The sequence below is a fragment of the Thermobaculum sp. T2p genome, assembly GCF_059335935.1.
This window is the reverse complement of record NZ_JANZYQ010000020.1, coordinates 192764-212971: the sequence shown is the minus strand read 5'-3', so window position 1 is coordinate 212971 and position 20208 is coordinate 192764. Positions and strand designations below refer to the sequence as shown.

Annotated in this window: 22 protein-coding genes; 13 read left to right on the top strand and 9 right to left on the bottom strand. The window is 46.8% G+C overall.

Annotation, left to right across the window (positions count from 1 at the left end; all coding sequences use genetic code 11):
* Window positions 1-90: 90 nt before the first annotated feature.
* From ftsY to N2245_RS10695, 8 genes are all read left to right on the top strand, one after another.
* Window positions 91-1035 carry a signal recognition particle-docking protein FtsY gene (gene ftsY / locus N2245_RS10730; RefSeq protein WP_494536726.1) on the top strand — a complete coding sequence of 315 codons (945 nt, stop codon included), beginning with the start codon at window positions 91-93 and terminating at the stop codon, window positions 1033-1035.
* Between the two features lie 14 nt (window positions 1036-1049).
* Window positions 1050-2375, top strand: coding sequence for a signal recognition particle protein (gene ffh, locus N2245_RS10725; RefSeq protein WP_494536725.1), 1326 nt, complete (start codon window positions 1050-1052; stop codon window positions 2373-2375).
* A 99-nt stretch (window positions 2376-2474) separates the two neighbouring features.
* Window positions 2475-2771, top strand: coding sequence for a 30S ribosomal protein S6 (gene rpsF, locus N2245_RS10720; RefSeq protein ID WP_494536724.1), 297 nt, complete (start codon window positions 2475-2477; stop codon window positions 2769-2771).
* A 15-nt stretch (window positions 2772-2786) separates the two neighbouring features.
* On the top strand, window positions 2787-3230 hold the full coding sequence (locus N2245_RS10715; protein ID WP_494536723.1) for a single-stranded DNA-binding protein: 444 nt from the start codon (window positions 2787-2789) through the stop codon (window positions 3228-3230).
* 24 nt (window positions 3231-3254) lie between these two features.
* Window positions 3255-3605: a 30S ribosomal protein S18 gene (gene rpsR / locus N2245_RS10710; protein WP_494536722.1), complete on the top strand. Its 351-nt coding sequence runs from the start codon at window positions 3255-3257 to the stop codon at window positions 3603-3605.
* A gap of 84 nt (window positions 3606-3689) precedes the next feature.
* Window positions 3690-4886, top strand: a complete 1197-nt coding sequence (locus tag N2245_RS10705; protein ID WP_494536721.1) for a peptidylprolyl isomerase — start codon at window positions 3690-3692, stop codon at window positions 4884-4886.
* A gap of 81 nt (window positions 4887-4967) precedes the next feature.
* Window positions 4968-5936 carry a branched-chain amino acid transaminase gene (locus N2245_RS10700; protein ID WP_494536720.1) on the top strand — a complete coding sequence of 323 codons (969 nt, stop codon included), beginning with the start codon at window positions 4968-4970 and terminating at the stop codon, window positions 5934-5936.
* Window positions 5937-5944: 8 nt separating this feature from the next.
* Window positions 5945-6256: a hypothetical protein gene (locus N2245_RS10695; protein WP_494536719.1), complete on the top strand. Its 312-nt coding sequence runs from the start codon at window positions 5945-5947 to the stop codon at window positions 6254-6256.
* A 2-nt stretch (window positions 6257-6258) separates the two neighbouring features.
* Here N2245_RS10695 and N2245_RS10690 read toward each other — a convergent pair whose 3' ends face one another.
* From N2245_RS10690 to N2245_RS10650, 9 genes are all read right to left on the bottom strand, one after another.
* Window positions 6259-6723 carry a hypothetical protein gene (locus N2245_RS10690; RefSeq protein WP_494536718.1) on the bottom strand — a complete coding sequence of 155 codons (465 nt, stop codon included), beginning with the start codon at window positions 6721-6723 and terminating at the stop codon, window positions 6259-6261.
* A 21-nt stretch (window positions 6724-6744) separates the two neighbouring features.
* Window positions 6745-7443, bottom strand: coding sequence for a succinate dehydrogenase iron-sulfur subunit (locus tag N2245_RS10685; RefSeq protein ID WP_494536717.1), 699 nt, complete (start codon window positions 7441-7443; stop codon window positions 6745-6747).
* Window positions 7444-7467: 24 nt separating this feature from the next.
* The gene (sdhA, locus tag N2245_RS10680; RefSeq protein ID WP_494536716.1) at window positions 7468-9198 is read right to left on the bottom strand and encodes a succinate dehydrogenase flavoprotein subunit; all 1731 of its coding nucleotides are present in this window, start codon (window positions 9196-9198) and stop codon (window positions 7468-7470) included.
* 11 nt (window positions 9199-9209) lie between these two features.
* The gene (gene sdhD, locus N2245_RS10675; RefSeq protein ID WP_494536715.1) at window positions 9210-9590 is read right to left on the bottom strand and encodes a succinate dehydrogenase, hydrophobic membrane anchor protein; all 381 of its coding nucleotides are present in this window, start codon (window positions 9588-9590) and stop codon (window positions 9210-9212) included.
* Window positions 9591-9603: 13 nt separating this feature from the next.
* On the bottom strand, window positions 9604-9963 hold the full coding sequence (gene sdhC / locus N2245_RS10670) for a succinate dehydrogenase, cytochrome b556 subunit (protein WP_494536714.1): 360 nt from the start codon (window positions 9961-9963) through the stop codon (window positions 9604-9606).
* 79 nt (window positions 9964-10042) lie between these two features.
* Entirely contained in the window at window positions 10043-11128 is a 1086-nt protein-coding gene (locus N2245_RS10665; protein ID WP_494536713.1) for an isocitrate/isopropylmalate dehydrogenase family protein, read from the bottom strand.
* 86 nt (window positions 11129-11214) lie between these two features.
* Window positions 11215-12051 (bottom strand): response regulator, encoded by an 837-nt coding sequence (locus N2245_RS10660; RefSeq protein ID WP_494536712.1) that lies wholly within the window; start codon window positions 12049-12051, stop codon window positions 11215-11217.
* Between the two features lie 8 nt (window positions 12052-12059).
* On the bottom strand, window positions 12060-13460 hold the full coding sequence (locus N2245_RS10655; protein ID WP_494536711.1) for a sigma-54-dependent transcriptional regulator: 1401 nt from the start codon (window positions 13458-13460) through the stop codon (window positions 12060-12062).
* Between the two features lie 94 nt (window positions 13461-13554).
* A complete protein-coding gene (locus N2245_RS10650; RefSeq protein ID WP_494536710.1) occupies window positions 13555-14445 on the bottom strand; it encodes a DMT family transporter in 891 nt (296 codons plus the stop codon).
* Between the two features lie 74 nt (window positions 14446-14519).
* Here N2245_RS10650 and N2245_RS10645 point away from each other — a divergent pair, with 74 nt between their 5' ends.
* The 5 genes from N2245_RS10645 to N2245_RS10625 are packed head-to-tail and all read left to right on the top strand — an operon-like array spanning window position 14520 to window position 20150.
* On the top strand, window positions 14520-15044 hold the full coding sequence (locus tag N2245_RS10645; protein ID WP_494536709.1) for an adenine phosphoribosyltransferase: 525 nt from the start codon (window positions 14520-14522) through the stop codon (window positions 15042-15044).
* An 18-nt stretch (window positions 15045-15062) separates the two neighbouring features.
* Entirely contained in the window at window positions 15063-16328 is a 1266-nt protein-coding gene (locus N2245_RS10640; RefSeq protein ID WP_494536742.1) for an adenosylhomocysteinase, read from the top strand.
* A gap of 24 nt (window positions 16329-16352) precedes the next feature.
* The gene (locus N2245_RS10635; RefSeq protein WP_494536708.1) at window positions 16353-17777 is read left to right on the top strand and encodes a phosphoglucomutase/phosphomannomutase family protein; all 1425 of its coding nucleotides are present in this window, start codon (window positions 16353-16355) and stop codon (window positions 17775-17777) included.
* Window positions 17778-17787: 10 nt separating this feature from the next.
* Window positions 17788-18459, top strand: coding sequence for a uracil-DNA glycosylase family protein (locus tag N2245_RS10630; protein ID WP_494536707.1), 672 nt, complete (start codon window positions 17788-17790; stop codon window positions 18457-18459).
* 29 nt (window positions 18460-18488) lie between these two features.
* Window positions 18489-20150, top strand: a complete 1662-nt coding sequence (locus tag N2245_RS10625) for a ribonuclease J (RefSeq protein WP_494536706.1) — start codon at window positions 18489-18491, stop codon at window positions 20148-20150.
* Window positions 20151-20208: the final 58 nt, after the last annotated feature.

Below are 20208 nucleotides of genomic sequence, written 5' to 3'. Positions count from 1 at the left end.
AAAACACCCATAAGATTCTATCACAACAAAGAAAGAGCCCAGGGAATAGGACCTTATATAATTATGTTGTGTCTTTGGAGGTGTGTATAGGTGGTTTTTAGATTCCTAAAGCGCAGACAAGATCCACAGGAGAGAGAAGAGAAGATCGAATCGGGATTGGAGAAATCCCGCAGAGGTATCTTTAGTCAAGTAGCTGCTCTTTTTGATCGCGAAGAGATAACGGACTCGACTTGGGAAGAACTTGAAGAGCTTTTGATAGCAGCTGATGTTGGAGTGGAGACTACTTTGATGCTGCTTGATGTGCTTCAAGATAGAGTTGAAGCTGAGCGTATACGTAGACCTTCCGAATTGAGAAAGGCCCTTAAGGAAGAGTTACAGGCAATATTAGATTCCGCTTCTAATCAGCCAATCGAAGTCAACGATGGCGAGCTACTTGTTATGCTCATCGTTGGGGTCAACGGAGTAGGAAAGACTACCACCGTTGCTAAGCTCGCTCACAAGTTCGCTTCTGAAGGCGCAAAGGTTGTGGTGGGAGCAGCCGATACCTTTAGAGCTGCTGCTATAGATCAGTTGCAGATATGGGGTGAAAGAGCTGGAGTTCCTGTTATCGCTGGCGCTCCGAACTCGGATCCTGCAGCTGTAGTTCATGATGCTTTAGCGGCTGCAAGATCCAGGAGCGCTGATGTACTGATAGTAGATACGGCGGGGAGGCTACATACCAAATACAACTTGATGGAGGAGCTTAAGAAGATACAGCGTGTGATAGACAGGAATGGCAGCCCTGCCCAGGAGAACCTGTTGGTTCTAGATGCTACCACTGGGCAAAATGGACTTGTTCAGGCTAGGAAATTTGCCCAAGCAGTACATTTGGATGGTGTCGTGCTTGCTAAGATGGACGGCACCGCTAAAGGTGGTATAGCCTTCGCCATCGTCAACGAGATGAAAATACCTATTAGGTATCTTACTACTGGTGAGAAACTAGGGGATATAGCGGAATTTGATTCTAAAGATTTCGTAAACGCCTTGTTAGGTTAGGGGAGTGCTCGAGTATGTTTGAAAACCTTACCGATAGACTACAGGGTGCCTTTGATAAATTGACATCTAAGGGGAAGCTGCAGGAGAGCGATGTCGATCTCGCACTTCGAGAAGTACGTATTGCCCTCATGGAGGCAGATGTCAATCTGAAGGTTGCTAAGCAGTTCATAAATCAGATTAAAGAGAAGATCAGTGAGCAGCGTGCTCTGGAGAGCTTGACTCCTGCGCAACAGATAATCCAGGTAGTGCATCAAGAGCTCGTGAGTTTGTTGGGTAGTGACCAGTGCAAGCTAGAAACTGCCTCCACTCCTCCAACTATATATATGCTAGTCGGTCTACAAGGTAGTGGTAAGACTACCACGGCTGCAAAGCTCGCATTGTATCTTCGCAAGCAGGGCGCTCGTCCTTTGCTGGTTGCTGCCGATATCTACAGGCCAGCAGCCATAAAACAACTTCAAACACTTGGTAGCTCTCTAAACATACCGGTATATTCAGAGGGTGCGTCTGTACCTCCCGAAAATATCGCAACAAATGCAATCGACTTTGCTAAGCAGTCCTCTCTGACGCATGTGATTCTGGACACTGCCGGGCGTCTGCATATAGACGAAGCCATGATGGCCGAGCTTGTTCGCGTAAGAGATAAAGTCTCACCAACGGAAATCTTGTTGGTGGTAGATGCTATGACCGGCCAAGAGGCTGTAAAAGTCGCTGAGCAGTTTCATAATACCCTGGGCGTTACCGGTGTAATTATGACTAAGCTCGATGGTGATGCACGCGGTGGTGCCGCCCTATCGATAAGGGCAGTTACCGGAGTGCCCATTAAGATGATAGGCACTGGTGAGCGTCCGGATGCTTTCGAGCCACTGATCCCTGACAGATTGGCCTCAAGGATATTAGGCCTTGGAGATATGCTCACACTAATCGAGCGCGCTCAGGCAGAGTTTGACGAAAGAAAGGCCAAAGAGCTTGAGCGGAAGATGCGGACTGCTACCTTTACCCTGGAAGACTTCTATGAGCAGCTCCAGACAATGAAGAGGATGGGGCCACTATCTCAACTTCTAGAGATGCTCCCTGGAGTTGGTTCGGCCATACGTCGTCAGGATATTCAGATAGATGACAGGGAGCTTAAAAAGGTAGAGGCCATAATCCTAAGCATGACTCCCGAAGAAAGGCAGCATCCTGAGATAATCAAGGGTAGTAGACGACGCAGAATTGCTGCTGGGAGTGGGACAACTGTAGCAGATGTCAATGCCTTGCTAAACCAATTCAACCAAATGCAGAAGATGATGAAGCAGATTACATCAGGCAGAATCCCTAAACTGCCCGGTCTATTCGGTTAGTCTATAGGTTGGCAAATATGATCTAGTTGGTATAATTTTGTGTTAACCTTTCTGCCCGGCATTAGAAAAGCCCGGCAAACCCATAGGAAGGAGATTTGCATGAAAGATTACGAATTAATGGTTATCATAGATCCAACTACACCGGATGAAGAGATACCGAACGTCTTAGAAGCTATCAAGCAGAACATTGCTGCTCATGGCGGTGAGGCAGGTGAGCCCGATACAAGCCCCCCATGGGGGAGGAGAAGGTTAGCCTACCCTATCAGGAAGCATAACGAGGGCTTCTACGCGGTGCTCCGCTTCAGGCTAAGTCCATCGGAGTCACGGAATCTGGATCGGGATCTAAAACTCAATGATCGAATAATGAGGTTTCTCATAACTCGCACCGATAAATAAGTAAGGAAACAGAACATGGCTAGAGATCTCAACAAGGTAATGCTAATAGGACGTCTGGGCACGGATCCAGACCTAAGATATACCCCAAACGGGACGCCAGTTGCTACCTTCAGACTTGCCTGCAATAGGAGAAGGGCTCCCTCGTCTGAAGGAGAGCAGAGAGAAGAGACAGATTGGTTTACGATTGTGGTCTGGAACAAACTGGCGGAATTGATTGGTAATAATCAGCTATCTGTTACAAAGGGGTCGCGTATATATGTTGAGGGCCGTCTGCAAACCCGCTCTTGGGATGATCAGCAGACTGGTCAAAGGCGTACTGTTGTTGAGGTCGTTGCCAACGACATAATTCTTCTTGATTCCCGTAATCGACAGGCTGAGAAATCTGATGAGCCCGATTTGGATACACAGGAGGGCTTGGGAGATAGCTCAGATATAGATATAGATGACATAAACTTCTAGATTTGATAAAAGGAGTGATATAAGGTGAGCGAAGAGCTTGAAACTCAGGTTCCTGAGACGTCTGAAGCTGAATCCACGACAGCTGCTACAGCAACGGCTGAGACTTCCCAGCCTGCTGCTTCTGAGGCTAGGGTAAGGCCTAGAGGTAGATATGTACCTAGACGGAAGGTGTGTGCGTTCTGCGCAGATCATATAGATAAGGTCGACTATAAAGATATAGCCCGGATAGGTCGATACCTGTCTGACAGGGCTAAGATAGAGGGGCGTAGAAAGACTGGTACCTGTGCCAAGCATCAGAGAAGTCTTGCTGTAGCCCTAAAAAGAGCTCGCTACATGGCGCTAATGCCTTATACAGCACAGCATATACGTCCATAAATGGGATAAGCTTGCTTAACTAACAGAGACCTGATAAATGCAGGTCTCTGTTAGTTTTATTTGACAGTTGCTTTGGGGGATTGGATGGCGAAGCAAGTGCTCAGGTCGTTTTTTGATCGTTTTTCATACAGGCGCTATTCCACTGTTAGTAGGGTTGATCGTGAATATCTTCTGCAGCGTCTAATAATTTCATTTGTGGCGATAGCGTTACTAATTGTCGTACTTATCATCGCTGTTCCTCTGATCAAGCAGTATCTTTGGGAACCATCTCGGACATTAGCCGTTGTGGGCAATGAACGTATCAGAAGGGCTGATTACGATCAGTACGTGAAGATGCAAGTATTAGGTATAACCGATGCACCTGAAAGTCTAGCTTCCCTCTACCAGGTTTATAAGGCTGATCCCGAATCTTTCCCTCAAAGAGTCAAAGATGCTATCAATTCCTCCATGTTCTCAACAAGTGATGTTGATGCCTACACTCTTGATCAAATGATAAATAATCTAGTTCTGAATCAGACTGCTAGTAAGCTAGGTATAAATATTTCTGAGCAAGAAGTGCAGGCTAAGATAAAAGAAGTTATGTCGGCAGTAGGTGCATCTGCAACGCCTACCTCGCTACCTACCACTACAAAGCCTTCATCAACCTCAACACCTCAAGCTAAAAGCACTCCTAAGATCACACCCACGGCTGCTAACTTACCGTCAGATTACCAGAATTTTGTGTCTTCGCTCCAGAAGTCTGCGGGCATTTCAATGGACATGTATGAATCCATGGTGGTACGCCCTGCACTTATACGCCAGAGATATCTTGAAACCAAGGTTCCTAAAAGTGCTGAACAGGTACATGTACGTCATATACTAGTCAGTACTAAGCAGCAAGCCGAAGAAGTTATTAAGGAGCTTAGGCAAGGTAAGAAGTTTGAGGTTATCGCCAAGGAGAAGTCGATAGATGATCAGACCAAGTTGAAAGGCGGTGACCTAGGATGGGCTCCTAGAGGCTTCTATGAGAAGTCTTTTGAGGATGCTGCTTTTGCTCTTACCAAAGTGGGGCAGATAAGCCCACCTGTTCAGACTAGCTATGGCTGGCATGTAATTCAACTGCTTGGTAGGGAGAAGGACCGTCCGCTAACAGAGACACAGAGACAGCAGTTGGGGCAGTACATGTTGCAGCAATTTATACAGGAACAGAGGCAGCAGATGCAGAAGTCTGGGGATCTAAAGGTGAATATACCACCTACCCCTACTCCTATATCGTCACCAACGCCTACTGTTACCGGGTAAATAAGGTTAGTACTTGTACCAAGATTAAGATTGGGCTTATTCTTACTATGGGTGGAACTCTTTGAAAGGAGAAGTTTTCAGATGAATCCTGGGAAATATGCTTATCTTAGTGGTAATTTTGTGCCCATAGAAGAGGCCAAGATCTCTATAATGACTCATGCTTTCAACTACGGCACAGGTTGCTTCGAAGGTATCAGGGCTTACTGGAACCCGGAGCAGTCGGAGATGTATGTGTTCAGGCTTGCCGATCATTATAAGCGTCTTGAAAGATCTGGCAAGCTGCTAATGATGGATCTTCCAGCCAGCATAGATGAGCTGTGTAATATAACAGTGGAGCTCCTTCGTCGTAACGAACACAAAGAAGACACTTACATCAGGCCTTTGCTCTATAAGTCTTCTACGGTGATTGGCGTTAGACTACATGATCTAGAGCACGACTTTGCTCTCTTCACATCTCCCATGGGGCAGTATGTTGAGGTCGAGGAAGCAGCGAAGGTATGCGTGTCTTCTTGGCAGAGGGTGACGGACAATTCAGCTCCAGCAAGAGCAAAGATAACAGGTACTTATATTAACGCTGCACTTTCCAAGACCGAGGCCTCCTTAGATGGTTATGATGAAGCAATTGTACTTACTGATAACGGTCATGTATCGGAAGGTAGCGCGGAGAACATATTCCTGGTAATGGATGGAGTGCTCGTTACACCTCCAGTATCAGATAACATCCTTTCTGGTATAACTCGTTCTACTCTAATTACCATTGCTAAGGACATACTGGGTATCCCCACTATTGAGCGGAGTATAGACAGAACAGAGCTGTACGTAGCTGATGAAATATTCCTATGTGGAACTGGTGCTCAAGTAGTGCCTGTAGGGGAGGTTGATAGAAGAAGGATAGGTAATGGGGGCGCGGGCCCTGTAACAAGTGAGCTTAAGTCTCTGTACGAAAACATAGCCAGAGGGATAGATGGGCGCTACCCAGAATGGCGCACTCCAGTTTATAATCGAGCTGCTGCCAATGTGGCCGATTCTCTTATGACATCTACTTCCTGATAAGAGGAATGGGTAACATCAATTCTGAGGACCCTGTCAAGGGAGAGGTAAATACGACTGAATCTGGTGGCTCTAAGCGGGTTGAGGGGTCTCCTCAACCCGCACCACCGCACGCCCGAAGTTTTTGGAATCTTGCAGGTTTGTTATTGGCTACGATTGTCCTGCTATTTCCGCTTGTCTGGATAGTGGTTGTAATCGGCAGGGCTATGGGTAGGTTCCCTGGCTCTCAAATCGATTGGCTATATGCATCTCTACTTGTTGCGATACTGGCGGTGATTGTATGGTTACTGTCTAGAATATTTTCATCACGTATAGGCTAGGCCTACTTCCTAGCCCTGCGCCTTCTGCTTCCCTGCCGTACAGGCTTATTTCTCTCAGGTCCTTTCAGCGACGTTGATGTAGGTACATACCTCTTGCGTCTTCGCTCTGCCTCTACCTGCATTCTGTACATTTCCTGGTATTTAGTGAAGTAGAAGTATAGGCTATAGGCTATCGTAGCGTATATAAGTAGTAGCATAAAGTAGAGCCAAGCTCTTCTGTTGAAGATTACACCTTGGTAGAAGCACCCTGCTACCAACAGCGAGGCTATACCTAGCCAGAAAAATGTCCCACCCATTACCCTCAGGTACTTGGATGCTAGAGGGTTGCTCTCAATATATCTTTTGCTCCAGTACCATATGCCAGCCCCCAGCAGGGTACTGAAGATATATACTACTAATACACCGAACAGTGCAGGCTCTGTAGTCAACTCTTGACCGGACAGTATTTCAAAGAGGTAGTCTACCATTCAGAGCTCCTGTAAGTAGTCTCATGACCTATCATAGAGAAGTTTTCTCTTAATTTCCTCTATAGCATTGGTGACTTGTATACCTCTGGGACAAGCGTCTGTGCAGTTGAAGACTGTTCTACAGCGCCATACACCGTCTACATCGTTAAGCACAGCCATCCTCTGCCCAAAACCCTTATCTCTGCTATCGAATATAAATCTATGCGCGTTAACTAAGGCTGCTGGACCTAGAAAGTCAGGATTAGACCAGAATGGTGGGCAAGCGGTAGTACATGCGGCGCAGAGTATGCACTTGGTTGTATCGTCGTAGAGCTCTCTATCTTCAGGAGACTGTAGTCGTTCCTTCTCAGGTGGTTCTTCGTCATTTATTAGATATGGCATTATTGCCCTGTATTTTTCAAAGAAAGGTTCAAGGTCTACCACCAAATCACGAATCACTCTGAACCCAAGCAATGGCTCTATAGTCATCCTTTGACCTATATCCCTAACCAGCACCTTGCACGCTAGCCTGTTTACGCCATTTATTCTCATAGCATCAGACCCGCACACTCCGTGAGCGCAAGATCTGCGGAAAGTCAGGGTACCATCCTGGTACCACTTGATATGGTTTAGCAAATCAAGCACCCTGTCTGTAGGCTCCGCTTCTACCTCATATGTAGCATAGTAAGGCTTCTGGTCGGTCTGTGGATTATAGCGCCTGATCTTGCAAGTTACTAGCATAGTCTTGTCCTCTACGATGTCTCTCTAGTACTTTCTCTCCTGAGGCTGGAACTTAGTTATGGTTACTGGTTTATACTTTATCTCCTTGTGGTCGTCTTTGTTCCAGATTAAAGTGTGTTTCAAGAAGCGTGCATCATCCCTCTTGGGGAAGTCCTCCCTGTAATGGGCGCCGCGACTCTCTTCGCGAGCCAGCGCACATTCTATAACTGCCTCAGAAATGTCAAGCAGTGATCCCAACTCCAAGGTCTCGGTCAGTTCTGAATTGAACCAAGTTTGCCTGTCTTGAAGCGCAACATGTTGATAACGCTCCTTAAGCTCCTGGATGCATTCCCTTGCCTGCAACAGACCTTTGGCGTTGCGTACCACAGAAACCTTATCCATCATCTCTTCCCTGAGCTGATCGCGAATACGGGCTGGAGATTCACCATGCTTCCTTGAAAGGAGTTCTGATATCTGCTCTCTAGCTGGTGCGTCTGGCTTAGGGGGTAAGGTTAACAAATCGTTCTCACATACGAACTTTGCCATGTGCTTTCCAGATCTACGCCCAAATACTATCAAGTCTACTAGTGAATTCGTGCCTAGTCTATTCGCACCATGGACGGATACACATGCACACTCACCAGCAGCGTATAGCCCATGAACTGGGGTGTTATGCTCATCCTTTAGAACTCTCCCATCGACGTCAGTGGGAATACCCCCCATAGCATAGTGTGCTGTAGGTTGTATAGGGATTGGGTGATGAACGGGATCGATCCCGAGATAAACTCTTACGAATTCGGCCAGATCTGGTAACCTCTTCTCTATTACCTCGGCACCCACATGAGTTAAATCCAGATAGACATAGTCCTTGCCGTCTATTCCTCGTCCTTCTTTTATCTCCTGATAGATGCATCTGGAGACCATATCTCTAGGTGCCAGATCTAGGAGCGTAGGCGCATAGCGCTCCATAAACCTTTCTCCTAGATTGTTACGAAGTATTCCGCCTTCTCCTCTAGCACCCTCGGTAAGCAGGATTCCTAGTTTATATACCCCTGTGGGGTGGAACTGGTACATCTCCATATCTTCAAGGGGCAATCCGTGCCTGTAGACTATTGCGACTCCATCTCCGGTACAGGCCAGAGCATTGCTGGTAATCTTCCACGCTCGTCCGTATCCTCCTACTGCGAGCAGCACGGCTTTCGAATGGAAGACATGGATCTCACCGTCCTGTATGTTAAGTGCAACTACTCCACAACATGCATCGTCCTGAAAGATTAAATCTAATAGTTGGAACTCAGAAAAGAAGTGAACATCGTGCTTAATACATTGCTGATATAAAGTCTGAAGGATCATATGTCCCGTACGGTCTGCCGCAAAGCAAGACCTGCGTACTGGGCCTTCCCCAAAGTTTCTGGTATGACCACCAAACCTGCGTTGGTCTATCTTGCCGTCTGGTGTGCGACTGAAGGGCAGTCCGTAATGTTCAAGCTCATATACACCTTCTATGGCCTCTCTAGCTAGGATCTCGGCGGCATCTTGATCTACCAGGTAGTCCCCACCCTTGATCGTGTCAAACATGTGCCATTCCCAGTGATCCTCTTCTAGGTTCCCTAGAGCCGCACCTATGCCACCTTGGGCAGCTCCAGTATGAGACCGAGTGGGGTAAAGTTTACTGATGACTGCTGTTCGTATATTGGGGTTTTGTGCTAACTGCAGTGCTGCCATCAAGCCAGCGCCACCGGCACCAACTATCACTGCATCGTACTTATGATACACCTCGAGTCTCCTTAGCTAGTCTGAGGTTGGAAGGTTAGTATTACCAATGCTCCGAGAACCGTGAATATGAGAGATATCGAGTAAAGAGCTGACAGCGCAAACAACCGCCAGCTACGAGATCTGATGTAGTCGTGGATTATTACTCTTATGCCGTTGACTCCATGACTCATCGCCAATAGCAACAGTACTAGATCGTAAGTCCTCCAGAATGGAGTTGCAAATCTAGCTGCTACGAAAGCATAGTTTATCTGTTCAACAGGGGTGGCTATATGCATGATGTACACATGCCCTAGTGCTAGAAATAGAAGAAGCACCCCTGAAATCCTGAAGTAATACCAAGACCAAAGCTCGAAGGTGCCTGTAGGCCTCTCTGACCTTCGTCTGTCGTACATATCCTAATCCTTTCTAGGCCTTGAAGAATATGGGGCCCAGCAACAAGATCCCGGTAGGTATCAGGCACACAATGGTTAGCCCCAGTGCTGCATAAAACATTTGCTTTTGATATTTGTAACCGGATGGCCAGAAGTCTATGAGTATGATTCTCACACCGTTAAAGGCGTGATATAAGACACCTGCTATAAGTACGAACTGGAGAAATCTCATGATCGCCCACTCGTGGTATATACGAGTTATAGCATCATAGTATTTTGGGCCCCATCCAATCAGTGCCGTGTCCACTATATGTATGAACAGGAACAATAGAACCCCAACGCCGCTGATTCTATGAAAGATCCATGCCCACATGCCCTCTCGACCACGGTACATCTGTCAACTGCCTCCTGCTGGTAGAAGATGATCCAACCATGGGCATTATAGATGCGACTTGGCAGTTAGACAACTGTTCCTAGATTTTCTGCAGCTTCTCCACTATGGCCCTAGCTACCTCGCTAGTACCTGACGCCCTATCACGCTGATCCATGGGAAGTAAATCATAGGTTACGGTCTTGCCCTCTGCGATTACCTCAGCTATGGCTTTCTCGAGCCTATCTGCGGCTTCACGCTCGCCGAGATGTCTGAGCATCATGACGCCAGATAGCATCATTGCCATGGGATTGGCTTTGTTCTGGCCTGCATATTTGGGTGCACTACCATGTATCGGCTCAAATAGAGCACCGTCCTCTCCTATGTTGGCTCCTGGTGCTACTCCGAGTCCACCTACCAGTCCAGCGCATAGATCTGAAATTATATCTCCATATAGATTGGGGCATAGGAGCACGTCGTAGAGTTCAGGCTTCTGAACCAACTGCATACACATGTTGTCGACTATGACATCGTTACATTCGATCTCGGGATACTCTTTGGCTACCTCGCGGGCGATCTCAAGGAAGAGTCCATCGGTGTATTTCATTATGTTGGCTTTATGCACTATAGAGACTTTCTTTCTGCCATTTTGTTGTGCGTACTCGAAGGCAAAACGTGCTATCCTCCGTGTGCCCTCTACCGAGATAAACTTTATTCCTATCCCGCTATCGTCCGGAATCTTGGCAGAGGATAGCTTGGAAAGGAATTCTGTTGCTTCCTTGGCCTCCTGAGTCCCTCTCTCAAACTCGATACCGCTGTACAGATCTTCTGTGTTCTCTCTAACTACCACTAAATCAATGTTCTCATACCTAGATTGCACTCCCTTGTAAGTTTTGCAAGGGCGAAGGTTAGCATATAGATTTAGAGCCTTCCTTAGGGCAACGTTTACGCTACGGAAGCCTGTACCGACCGGAGTCGTTATAGGACCCTTTAGTGCTACTTTATTCTTCTTTATGCTGTCTATAACCCTTTGGGGTAGTGGAGTCCCCTCGGATGCTATGACATTCTCTCCGGCCTGCTGAATATCCCACTCGAAAGGAACTCCAGTGGCTTCCAAAACCATCTTTGTGGCCTCAGTAAGCTCTGGCCCAATGCCATCTCCTGGTATCAGGGTGATTCTATAGGTCACTGACTACCTCCACTCCGTAGTAATTAGAATTGTTTTTACTTCCACAAAAAATTATGGAGCCTCTGAAATAGGCTCCATAGCGCATTCTACTCTGGTCCCGAATCTAAGGAGATCTTTTCGTCCAAGCTGAAGTTAAGGTTTGGAAACTCCCACTTCTTGGCTACGCCGTCCCTGTCGAGCGCTATAATGTAACCCCTCTCTTTGTCCTTGTTAGATAGCAGTGTCTGTAAAGCATCCTGAAAGGCTTGCTTTGCCTGTCTTTTGAGTGCTTCTACGTTATCTTGCTTTACAATAGCAATAAATTGTGGGCCACCTACATGCCCTAGAAAACCATCTGAAGGTTCACAGTTATTTACAGCTTTTTGAAGACACTCAGAGGCTGTTCTTATGAGGTTGTCACCCTCGCTAAATGAGTAGGCTTCATTATAGATCCTGAAATTGGAAATAGTGATGCTCACAACTTTCCAGTTTGTACCTGGCCTGACACGTTTATCGATCTCTTCTTCTATTGCTCTCTTTCCCGGAAGACCAGTTAGATCTGATATCTTCTCACTATAAAGGTGATATAGTCTAGCTCTTATCCTGATAAGTAGCTCATCGATGTCAAAGGGCTTTGTAACATAATCTTCCGCACCGCTCTCATAGCCAGCTACCAGATCAGATGTCAGGCTCTTGGCGGTGAGCATTATCACAGGGATATCTTGTAGTTTAGGATCGGATTGCATCCTGGTACAAACTTCGTATCCGTCTATGCCTGGTAGCATGATGTCCAGGATGACAAGATCAGGCGGACGTATCCTCATAAGATCGAGGGCATACTCACCTGAAGGGGCAGTATCTACCGTATACCCCTCCATGGTTAGATGCTCTTTCAACAAATCTAGTAGTGCTGGTTCATCATCTACAACTAGGATTCTGCTCATTACGTACCTTACTGAGCTGCTAATTGCTCTTCCCTTCTATACTTGTCAGCCGTTCTTAGCTTCCTTTTGAGTTCGGACTCACTGATGTCCAGTATCTCTGCCGCCAAGGCATGATCCCCCTTGGCTTTCTCTAACGCTTCTAGTATGATCTTCGACTCTATTATTCGCATAGCCTCATCGAGAGATCGGGTCTTATCTATGACCTCACTCAGGTCTATGTTTCTGCCCGTCCTGATCTGGCTGAATACAAGATGGTGAGTAGTTATGACTCCCCCCTGAGCCAGTATGACGGCTCTCTCAATAGTGTTTTCAAGCTCTCTAACATTACCTGGCCAATCGTGCTCCATCAATACCTTTATGGCCTCTTCCGATATACTTGCGGGAGGCCCGTCCTTATGATACTTGTGCTTCTGAAGGAAGTAGTCTACTAGCAGTGGAATATCTTCCTTGCGTTCTCTTAATGGAGGCAGATGTATGTGAATGACATTCAGTCTATAGAAGAGATCTTCACGGAATTTACCAGCTGCAACCTCTTCCTCTAGCTTCTTGTTGGTGGCAGCAATCACTCTAGTGTCTACTTTGATCGTAGAGGAACCGCCGACACGCTCGAACTCCCTCTCTTGAAGGACCCTTAACAGCTTCCTCTGGGTGCCAAGTGTCATCTCTCCTATCTCATCAAGGAATATGGTGCCTTTGTGAGCAAGCTCAAACCTACCTTTCCTCTGTCTATCTGCACCCGTAAAGCTGCCCTTTTCGTGTCCAAAAAGTTCACTCTCTAATAAGGTCTCCGGTAATGCTGCACAGTTGACCTTGACTAAAGGTCCTTGGCTAAAGGTCGAGTTATAATGAATAGTCTCCGCAACTAGCTCTTTCCCTGTTCCTGTTTCTCCAGTGATAAGGACTGTAGCGTCAGAAGCTGCTACCAAACCTATGGTTTTGTAGACCTCTTGCATCACGGGGCTATTGCCTATAATCCTAGAGGTCTTGTCTGGGGCTGCAACCTCCTCTGCTCTTCCTCTGACCTTGGTTGATAACTTTTGTTGTTCAAAGAACCTGTTGATAGTCCTTGTTATATCATCGAGATCGAAAGGCTTTGTAATATAGTCCCAGGCACCAAGTTGCATAGCCTTGATGGTAGTGCTGGAGTTACCGAAGGCCGTCATCACGATCATAGGGACGTTCATCCCTTTGGCCCTCAGTTGCTTGAGGACCTCGATACCATCGATCTTGGGCATGCGCACGTCCATCAATATTAGATCAGGGGAAGATTGCTGGACCTGATCTATTACTTGTTCTCCATCCAGAGCTATCGAGACCTGGTAACCTTCATCTTCCAGCAGGTCTCTCAGTATCGTCCTGATAGAAGGGTCATCGTCAGCTACGAGAATATGGCGATTGCCTTCCGCCAATTGACTACTCCTGTGGGAATTTCAAAAAGTTGTTATCCGAAATAAAAAGTTCCCTACGGCAGAAATTATATGCTAATTATCATCTTAGCTGCAATTAGGGTGTACGATCGGCTGTAAGTATAACAGTAAGCACTCCCAATAGTATTATGAACATGCCGATCATATCTCGTAAGGTTACCGGCTCTTTTACAAACAGCCATGCCAGAAGGGTTCCCCCAGGAACTTCCAGCGTCGATAGAACGTTAGCATGTGCCGCGTGTATTCTTCTGAGAGCTGCGTTGTAGAGTGTATGTCCCATACCAAGGGGTACAATGGCGAGGGCCAAAAGGGCGATGATATTGGTCGTAGTGTAGGAACTGTTGATCATTGAGCGTAATGCTAATGGTAGTAGCCACAATGATGCCATCAAGTAGGTACCCCCAGCATATACCAATAGGGGATATTTATCTCGTTCACCTCTACCCATAACTGAGTAGACTCCAAATGCCGCTGCTGATAGGATAGCCAAGAAGTTGCCTATCAATCTGCTCTTATCAAGCCCCAGGTCAAAGCCAGAAAATATCATTACTCCCACGACTACTATGCAGATACCTAGCCACTGCTTCCAGTTAATGCTTTCGTGTAATGCCAGCGCTGCAAAAAGGGCGACGAACACTGGAGCGGTATATACGAGCGCTAGAGAGTTGGAGACGGTAGTATATTCAAGAGACGCTATATAGAAGAAAAAGTGCATTGCTGCTACTAACCCATACACAAGAAAACGGTAGTTGAATGGGTTGCGTTGCAAAGATAGTTGAGACGATACCAAAGCTGCGCCTAACACTAACATGCCAGCTATAAGCATTCTCCAGAAGGTTATCTCAATGCTGCTGATATCTTTGATTACCCTTATGAGTACGGCACTAGTGCTGAACATCGATACGGCAACAAAAGCCAAGGCGATGCCTGACAACTGTTTAGTTCTGTCCTTGGTGCCTTGCTTCATACCTTCTAACCTACATAGTTAGTAGATACGCTATAATCCTTTCTAGGTTTACATTTCATAATTTGAGGAGAAAAGTGTCTTCAGATCAGTATCTAGCAAAGTTGATAAGAGACGTCCCTGATTTTCCCAAGCAGGGGATATTGTTCAAAGATATTACCACACTTCTCAAAGATAAGGACGCGTTTAAGAAATCTATAGACCTTCTGGCGGATAGGTTTGCTAACGACCATATAGACAAGGTCGTGGCAGCAGAAAGTAGAGGCTTCATCTTTGGGGCTCCCTTAGCCTACCTACTGAACGCCGGGTTTGTGCCTGTTCGCAAGTTGGGCAGGCTACCAGCTAAAGCTATAAGAGCTGAATATACTCTTGAGTATGGCACTAACTTTGTCGAGATACATGTGGATGCGATAGAGCCTGGAGAGAAGGTTCTTATAGTAGATGACTTGCTAGCTACTGGTGGCACTGTGGGTGCCACTATAGAACTCGTAAAGAAGTTAGAGGGAGACATAGTAGCGTTAGCTTTCCTGGTAGAGCTGTCCTTCCTGAATGGTAGAGAAAGGCTGAAGGACTACAGGATAGAAACCATAATAACTTACTAGTCTTAGGAGGCAAATAAACTGAGTACTTCTACTTATTATGACGTCAAAGACATGTCTCTAGCAGCTAAGGGACATGACCGTATAGCTTGGGCTGCTCGTGAGATGCCAGTGCTTTCTAGCATAGCAAACAGGTTTGATCGTGAGAAGCCGCTGGCCGGGGTGAAAATAGCCGCTTGTCTACACGTAACTACCGAGACGGCCAATCTCATGCTTGCTCTTATGAGAGGTGGAGCTGAGATAGCTCTTGCTGCGAGCAATCCGCTCTCAACGCAGGACGATGTTGCCGCAGCGCTCGTTGAAAAGGGTATATCCGTATTCGCGATCAAGGGGGAAGACGAGAACACTTACTACAGCCACATAAGGGCTGTGTTGGATACACATCCTAACATCACTATGGACGATGGTGCGGATCTTGTAACGACTCTGCACACTGAGCGATTGGACTTAGTAGACGATGTACGGGCGGGAACTGAGGAAACAACCACTGGGGTTATTCGCCTCAAAGCTATGGCTGCAGACGGGCAACTCAGATACCCCATCATAGCTGTTAATGAGGCCTATACTAAGCACCTATTCGATAACAGGTATGGTACTGGTCAGAGTACGATCGATGGCCTTCTGAGGGCAACGAATATCCTGCTAGCTGGAAAAGTGTTTGTCGTTGCAGGTTATGGTTGGTGTGGAAAGGGGTTGGCCACCAGAGCTAGAGGTATGGGCTGCCAGGTAGTGGTCACTGAGGTAGATCCTATAAAAGCTCTTGAGGCTGTGATGGATGGTTTTCGTGTTATGCCAATGGCTGAAGCCGCTAAGATTGCTGATGTTATAGTCACGGTTACTGGAGGGCTTCATGCGGTCGATGCTAAAGCTATTCAAAACCTCAAGGATGGAGTTATCTTGGCGAATTCAGGTCATTTCAATGATGAGATAGATATTCCTGCCATAGAGAAGATGTCAGTAGCTAGAAGGGTAAGAAGAGATTTTGTCGAGGAGTTTGAGCTCAAAGATGGCAGGAAGATTTATTTGCTTGCCGAGGGACGACTTCTAAACCTTTCTGCAGCTGAGGGACATCCGGCAGCCGTGATGGATATGAGCTTTGCTAATCAAGCGCTGTCGATCGAATGGTTGGTCAATAACGCTTCTGGGTTGGAGCCCAAGGTATTCTCCGTTCCCGAGGAAATAGACAGGAACGTGGCCCGAACTAAGCTTGAGTCTCTAGGCATTACAATAGATGAACTGTCGGAAGAGCAGCTAGCCTACGCTTCAGAATGGAGATCTGGTACCTAATATCTATATGGAGGAAAGTCAAACATGAGCAGTGTCATCAAGTTTGGTACCGACGGTTGGCGTGCTGTCATCGCCGAAGATTATACTTTTTCTAACGTACGATTGGTTTCGCAGGCGGTTGCTCAGTACTTGAATAAGGATGTTGGTGGGGAAGCACCCATTATCATTGGCTATGATACTCGCTTTGGTAGTGAGTACTTCGCTCAGGCTGCTGCAGAGGTATTGGCAGCTAATGGAATCAAAGTCGTGCTAACCGATATATATACCCCCACCCCTGCTGTATCTCTGGCAGTTATAGAGCAGCATCTACGTGGGGGCATCGTAATAACCGCAAGTCATAATCCGGGCATATGGAATGGATTCAAGTACAAACCCGATTACGGCGGCTCAGCCTCACCTGAAGTTATAGCGAAGATAGAGGCCGAATTAGCAGGATTGCAGCCTGGGGATGTTCGGAGGATACCTATTGAAGAGGCTAGGTCTAAGGGATTAGTGGAGCTGCAGGATGTAGGTCCGGCATATCGTAAGAGGCTATCTGAGTTGGTAGATGTCGATGCTCTCAAGAGTCGCCAGGGAACGGTTGTTTACGATGCTATGTTTGGAGCCGGAATAGGACATCTTCCCCAGTTGCTAAGCGGTGGAAACCTGAAGGTGGTTGAGATAAACAACGAACGTAATCCCATCTTCCCAGGCATGCATGCCCCAGAGCCTATAGCTCTAAATCTCCGCAAGCTTTGCGAAACTGTGCCTCAGGTTAATGCATCTCTGGGAATTGCCACCGACGGTGATGCTGATCGTGTGGGTATAGTAGATGAGAGGGGTGAGTTTGTAGACCAGCTCAAAGTATACGCTCTCATAGCTTATTATCTGCTTGAGGTCAGAGGTCAGAGAGGTCCTTTGGTCAAGACCATATCTCAAAGCTATATGGTCAATAGACTTGGGGCTCTCTACAACGTTCCTGTCTATGAGACTCCAGTAGGGTTTAAGTACGTTGGCCCCAAGATGATGGAGGTCGATGCCATACTTGGAGGAGAGGAAAGCGGCGGATTTGGGTTCAAGGGACACATTCCAGAAAGAGATGGAACCCTAGCCGGTCTTGTGATCCTTGATCTTGTCATGCATCTGGGGCTACCTCTAAGTAAGGTAATACAGCAGATAGAAGAGAAGGTAGGTAAGTCCTACTACAAGAGAATTGATCTCACTTTCCCAGCAGAGCAGCGTTCTGAGATTATTGAGCGTCTTAGGAGTAATCCTCCTGAAACTTTGCTTGGACAAAAAGTGGTGAAGTTCCAGACTGAAGATGGCTTCAAGTACACCCTTGAAAACGACACTTGGTTGCTAATACGATTCTCTGGAACGGAGCCTGTTATAAGAATCTATACCGAAACTGATTCGTCTGACAAGCTTGATCAGATGCTAAATGAGGGGCGCAAGCTAGCTGGAGTATAGGATTGCTGTTATGAACCCTGAGGGAAAACCAAGAAAAGATTCATTAGAGCTTATAGCTAGCGAAGTAAGGAAGTGTACTAAATGTCCTCTTAGCGCTACGCGCACTAATGCTGTTCCTGGGGAGGGTAATCCCTCCGCACAAATAATGTTCATTGGCGAAGGTCCTGGTTTTAATGAGGACAGACAAGGTAGGCCGTTTGTTGGGGCAGCTGGTGCTTTCCTAAACGAGTTGTTGCAATCAGTTGGACTCAGGCGTGAGGATGTCTTCATAACTAATGTGGTCAAGTGTAGGCCGCCTGGGAATAGAGATCCGTTGCCTGAGGAGATACAAGCTTGTAGCTGTTATCTCGATCGTCAGATCGAGATTATCAAGCCTGCAGTCATAGTGACCTTGGGAAGGTATTCGATGGCCAGGTATTTTCCTAATGAGCGTATCTCCAGAATCCATGGCCAGCCAAGGAGAATAGGGGATCTAACAGTGGTTCCTTTGTTCCATCCAGCTGCTGCCCTGCATCAACCTGCACTCAAAGAAACCTCGATCTCCGACTTCAAAAAGATACCCAAGATAGTAGAAGAGGCCCTTGCCGATCGTGCTAGTAGTCGGAGTATAGATCAAGACGATCGTGATGATAACGATAACAACGATAATATAGAAAACCTAGAACAACTCAAGCTATTTTGATAGAGATGTGTTTCTGAAAGGATCTAGCAGTGCCTGACAGTGTCAGAGTAATACCCCTTGGCGGTGTAGGTGAAGTAGGCAAGAACATGCTTGCCGTAGAGTATGGGAATGAGATCCTTCTGCTGGATTGCGGTCTAGCTTTTCCCGAAGAAGATATGCTTGGTGTGGACCTACTCATTCCCGATATCCAGTACTTACTCAAGTCTCGTAAGCGTATAGTGGCTTATTGTATTTCGCATGGTCACGAAGATCATATAGGTGCTTTGCCCTACATACTCCGTGACATAGATGCTCCTATATATGCTACTCCCCTAACAAGGGGGCTAATAGAGGTAAAGCTAAAAGAAGCTAACCTATTGCAATCTGCGCGCCTTAGAACATATAAGGACGGTGATGTGGTCAGAATAGGTAAGTTCACCGTCGAGCCTTTTCATGTGACTCATAGTATCCCTGATGCAGTGGGACTAGCGATAACTTGCCCTGTGGGTACTATTGTTTACACAGGCGATTTTAAGTTTGATCCTACGCCTGTGGATGGCAAGCAAGCAAATTACGGACTTATAGCTCAGATAGGCCGAAGAGGTGTACTTACCCTTTTGTCCGACTGTGTGCACGTTGAGACGAAGGGTCACACGCCTAGTGAGCAGGTTGTAGGTGATACCTTTAGAAGAGTATTTGCCGAAGCTAAGGGAAGGATTATCATAGCTACCTTTGCATCCCTTATAGCCAGAGTACAGCAGATAATAAACGTCGCTGCTGAATACGGTCGCAAGGTAGCAGTCGTCGGCAGGAGTCTTGAGAATAATGTTGCTATGGCAAGGGAGCTAGGGTACCTAGATCCTAAGGATGGTACTCTTGTTCCCCTGCATCAACTGAGGAAGGAGGATGCGGACAGATCGGTTCTGATAGTCACGGGTAGTCAAGGGGAGCCCACTAGCGTACTCAATCGCATCGCAAACCAGGACTACCGCCACGTGAAGATAGTGCCCGGAGATACAGTTATTATCTCGGCTACCCCAATCCCCGGCAACGAGACAGCCGTATCCAGAATAATCAACAACCTGTTTGCACTGGGCACCGACGTCATCTATAGCGCTATAGATACTGTGCATGTTTCGGGGCATGCCAGCTCGGAAGAGCTGAGGCTCATGCTTAATCTCGTACGGCCAAAGTATGTTGTTCCTGTACATGGCGAGATGAGGCACTTGGTAATGTACAAGCGCCTTGCTATGAGTGTGGGCATTCCTGAGGATCATATCCTGATACCTGAAAATGGAGCCATAATGGAGTTCAGTAAGGAGCAAGCCCGCATAGTAGAGGTTTATCCCAATAACATGGTGTACGTTGATGGCATATCTGTTGGTGATGTAGACCATGTTGTGTTGAGAGATAGAAAGCTGCTTTCAAGAGATGGTATGGTGATAGTCGTGGTAGGTATCGATCGAAATGACGGTAGCATTCTGGCGGGCCCGGACATTATCTCTAGGGGCTTTCTTTACGCGGGCGAAGATGATAACCTGCTGGAAGAGGCCAAGGAGCTAGTATCTAACAGCATTAGACATCAAGAGGAAAGTCCTCCCCCGCCAGAATGGAGTTGGGCTCATCGTAAAATCAAAGATATATTAGGGGAATTCCTCTACAAACGGACCGGTAGACGCCCTATGATTTTACCAGTGGTAATGGAGATCTAATCCATTGGTAAAAGGGGGCTCTTGAGTGTCATCCAGTACCAAAAGACAGCCGGTAAAT

What these genes read in the sequence shown, in the direction of transcription:
- N2245_RS10630 (WP_494536707.1), top strand. Translation starts at nt 17,788, where the DNA reads ATGAACCCTGAGGGAAAACCAAGAAAAGATTCATTAGAGCTTATAGCT.
- N2245_RS10650 (WP_494536710.1), bottom strand. Translation starts at nt 14,445, where the DNA reads ATGAAGCAAGGCACCAAGGACAGAACTAAACAGTTGTCAGGCATCGCC.
- rpsF (WP_494536724.1), top strand. Translation starts at nt 2,475, where the DNA reads ATGAAAGATTACGAATTAATGGTTATCATAGATCCAACTACACCGGAT.
- N2245_RS10705 (WP_494536721.1), top strand. Translation starts at nt 3,690, where the DNA reads ATGGCGAAGCAAGTGCTCAGGTCGTTTTTTGATCGTTTTTCATACAGG.
- N2245_RS10715 (WP_494536723.1), top strand. Translation starts at nt 2,787, where the DNA reads ATGGCTAGAGATCTCAACAAGGTAATGCTAATAGGACGTCTGGGCACG.
- N2245_RS10700 (WP_494536720.1), top strand. Translation starts at nt 4,968, where the DNA reads ATGAATCCTGGGAAATATGCTTATCTTAGTGGTAATTTTGTGCCCATA.
- N2245_RS10660 (WP_494536712.1), bottom strand. Translation starts at nt 12,051, where the DNA reads ATGAGCAGAATCCTAGTTGTAGATGATGAACCAGCACTACTAGATTTG.
- N2245_RS10690 (WP_494536718.1), bottom strand. Translation starts at nt 6,723, where the DNA reads ATGGTAGACTACCTCTTTGAAATACTGTCCGGTCAAGAGTTGACTACA.
- N2245_RS10685 (WP_494536717.1), bottom strand. Translation starts at nt 7,443, where the DNA reads ATGCTAGTAACTTGCAAGATCAGGCGCTATAATCCACAGACCGACCAG.
- ffh (WP_494536725.1), top strand. Translation starts at nt 1,050, where the DNA reads ATGTTTGAAAACCTTACCGATAGACTACAGGGTGCCTTTGATAAATTG.
- sdhC (WP_494536714.1), bottom strand. Translation starts at nt 9,963, where the DNA reads ATGTACCGTGGTCGAGAGGGCATGTGGGCATGGATCTTTCATAGAATC.
- sdhD (WP_494536715.1), bottom strand. Translation starts at nt 9,590, where the DNA reads ATGTACGACAGACGAAGGTCAGAGAGGCCTACAGGCACCTTCGAGCTT.
- N2245_RS10635 (WP_494536708.1), top strand. Translation starts at nt 16,353, where the DNA reads ATGAGCAGTGTCATCAAGTTTGGTACCGACGGTTGGCGTGCTGTCATC.
- N2245_RS10695 (WP_494536719.1), top strand. Translation starts at nt 5,945, where the DNA reads ATGGGTAACATCAATTCTGAGGACCCTGTCAAGGGAGAGGTAAATACG.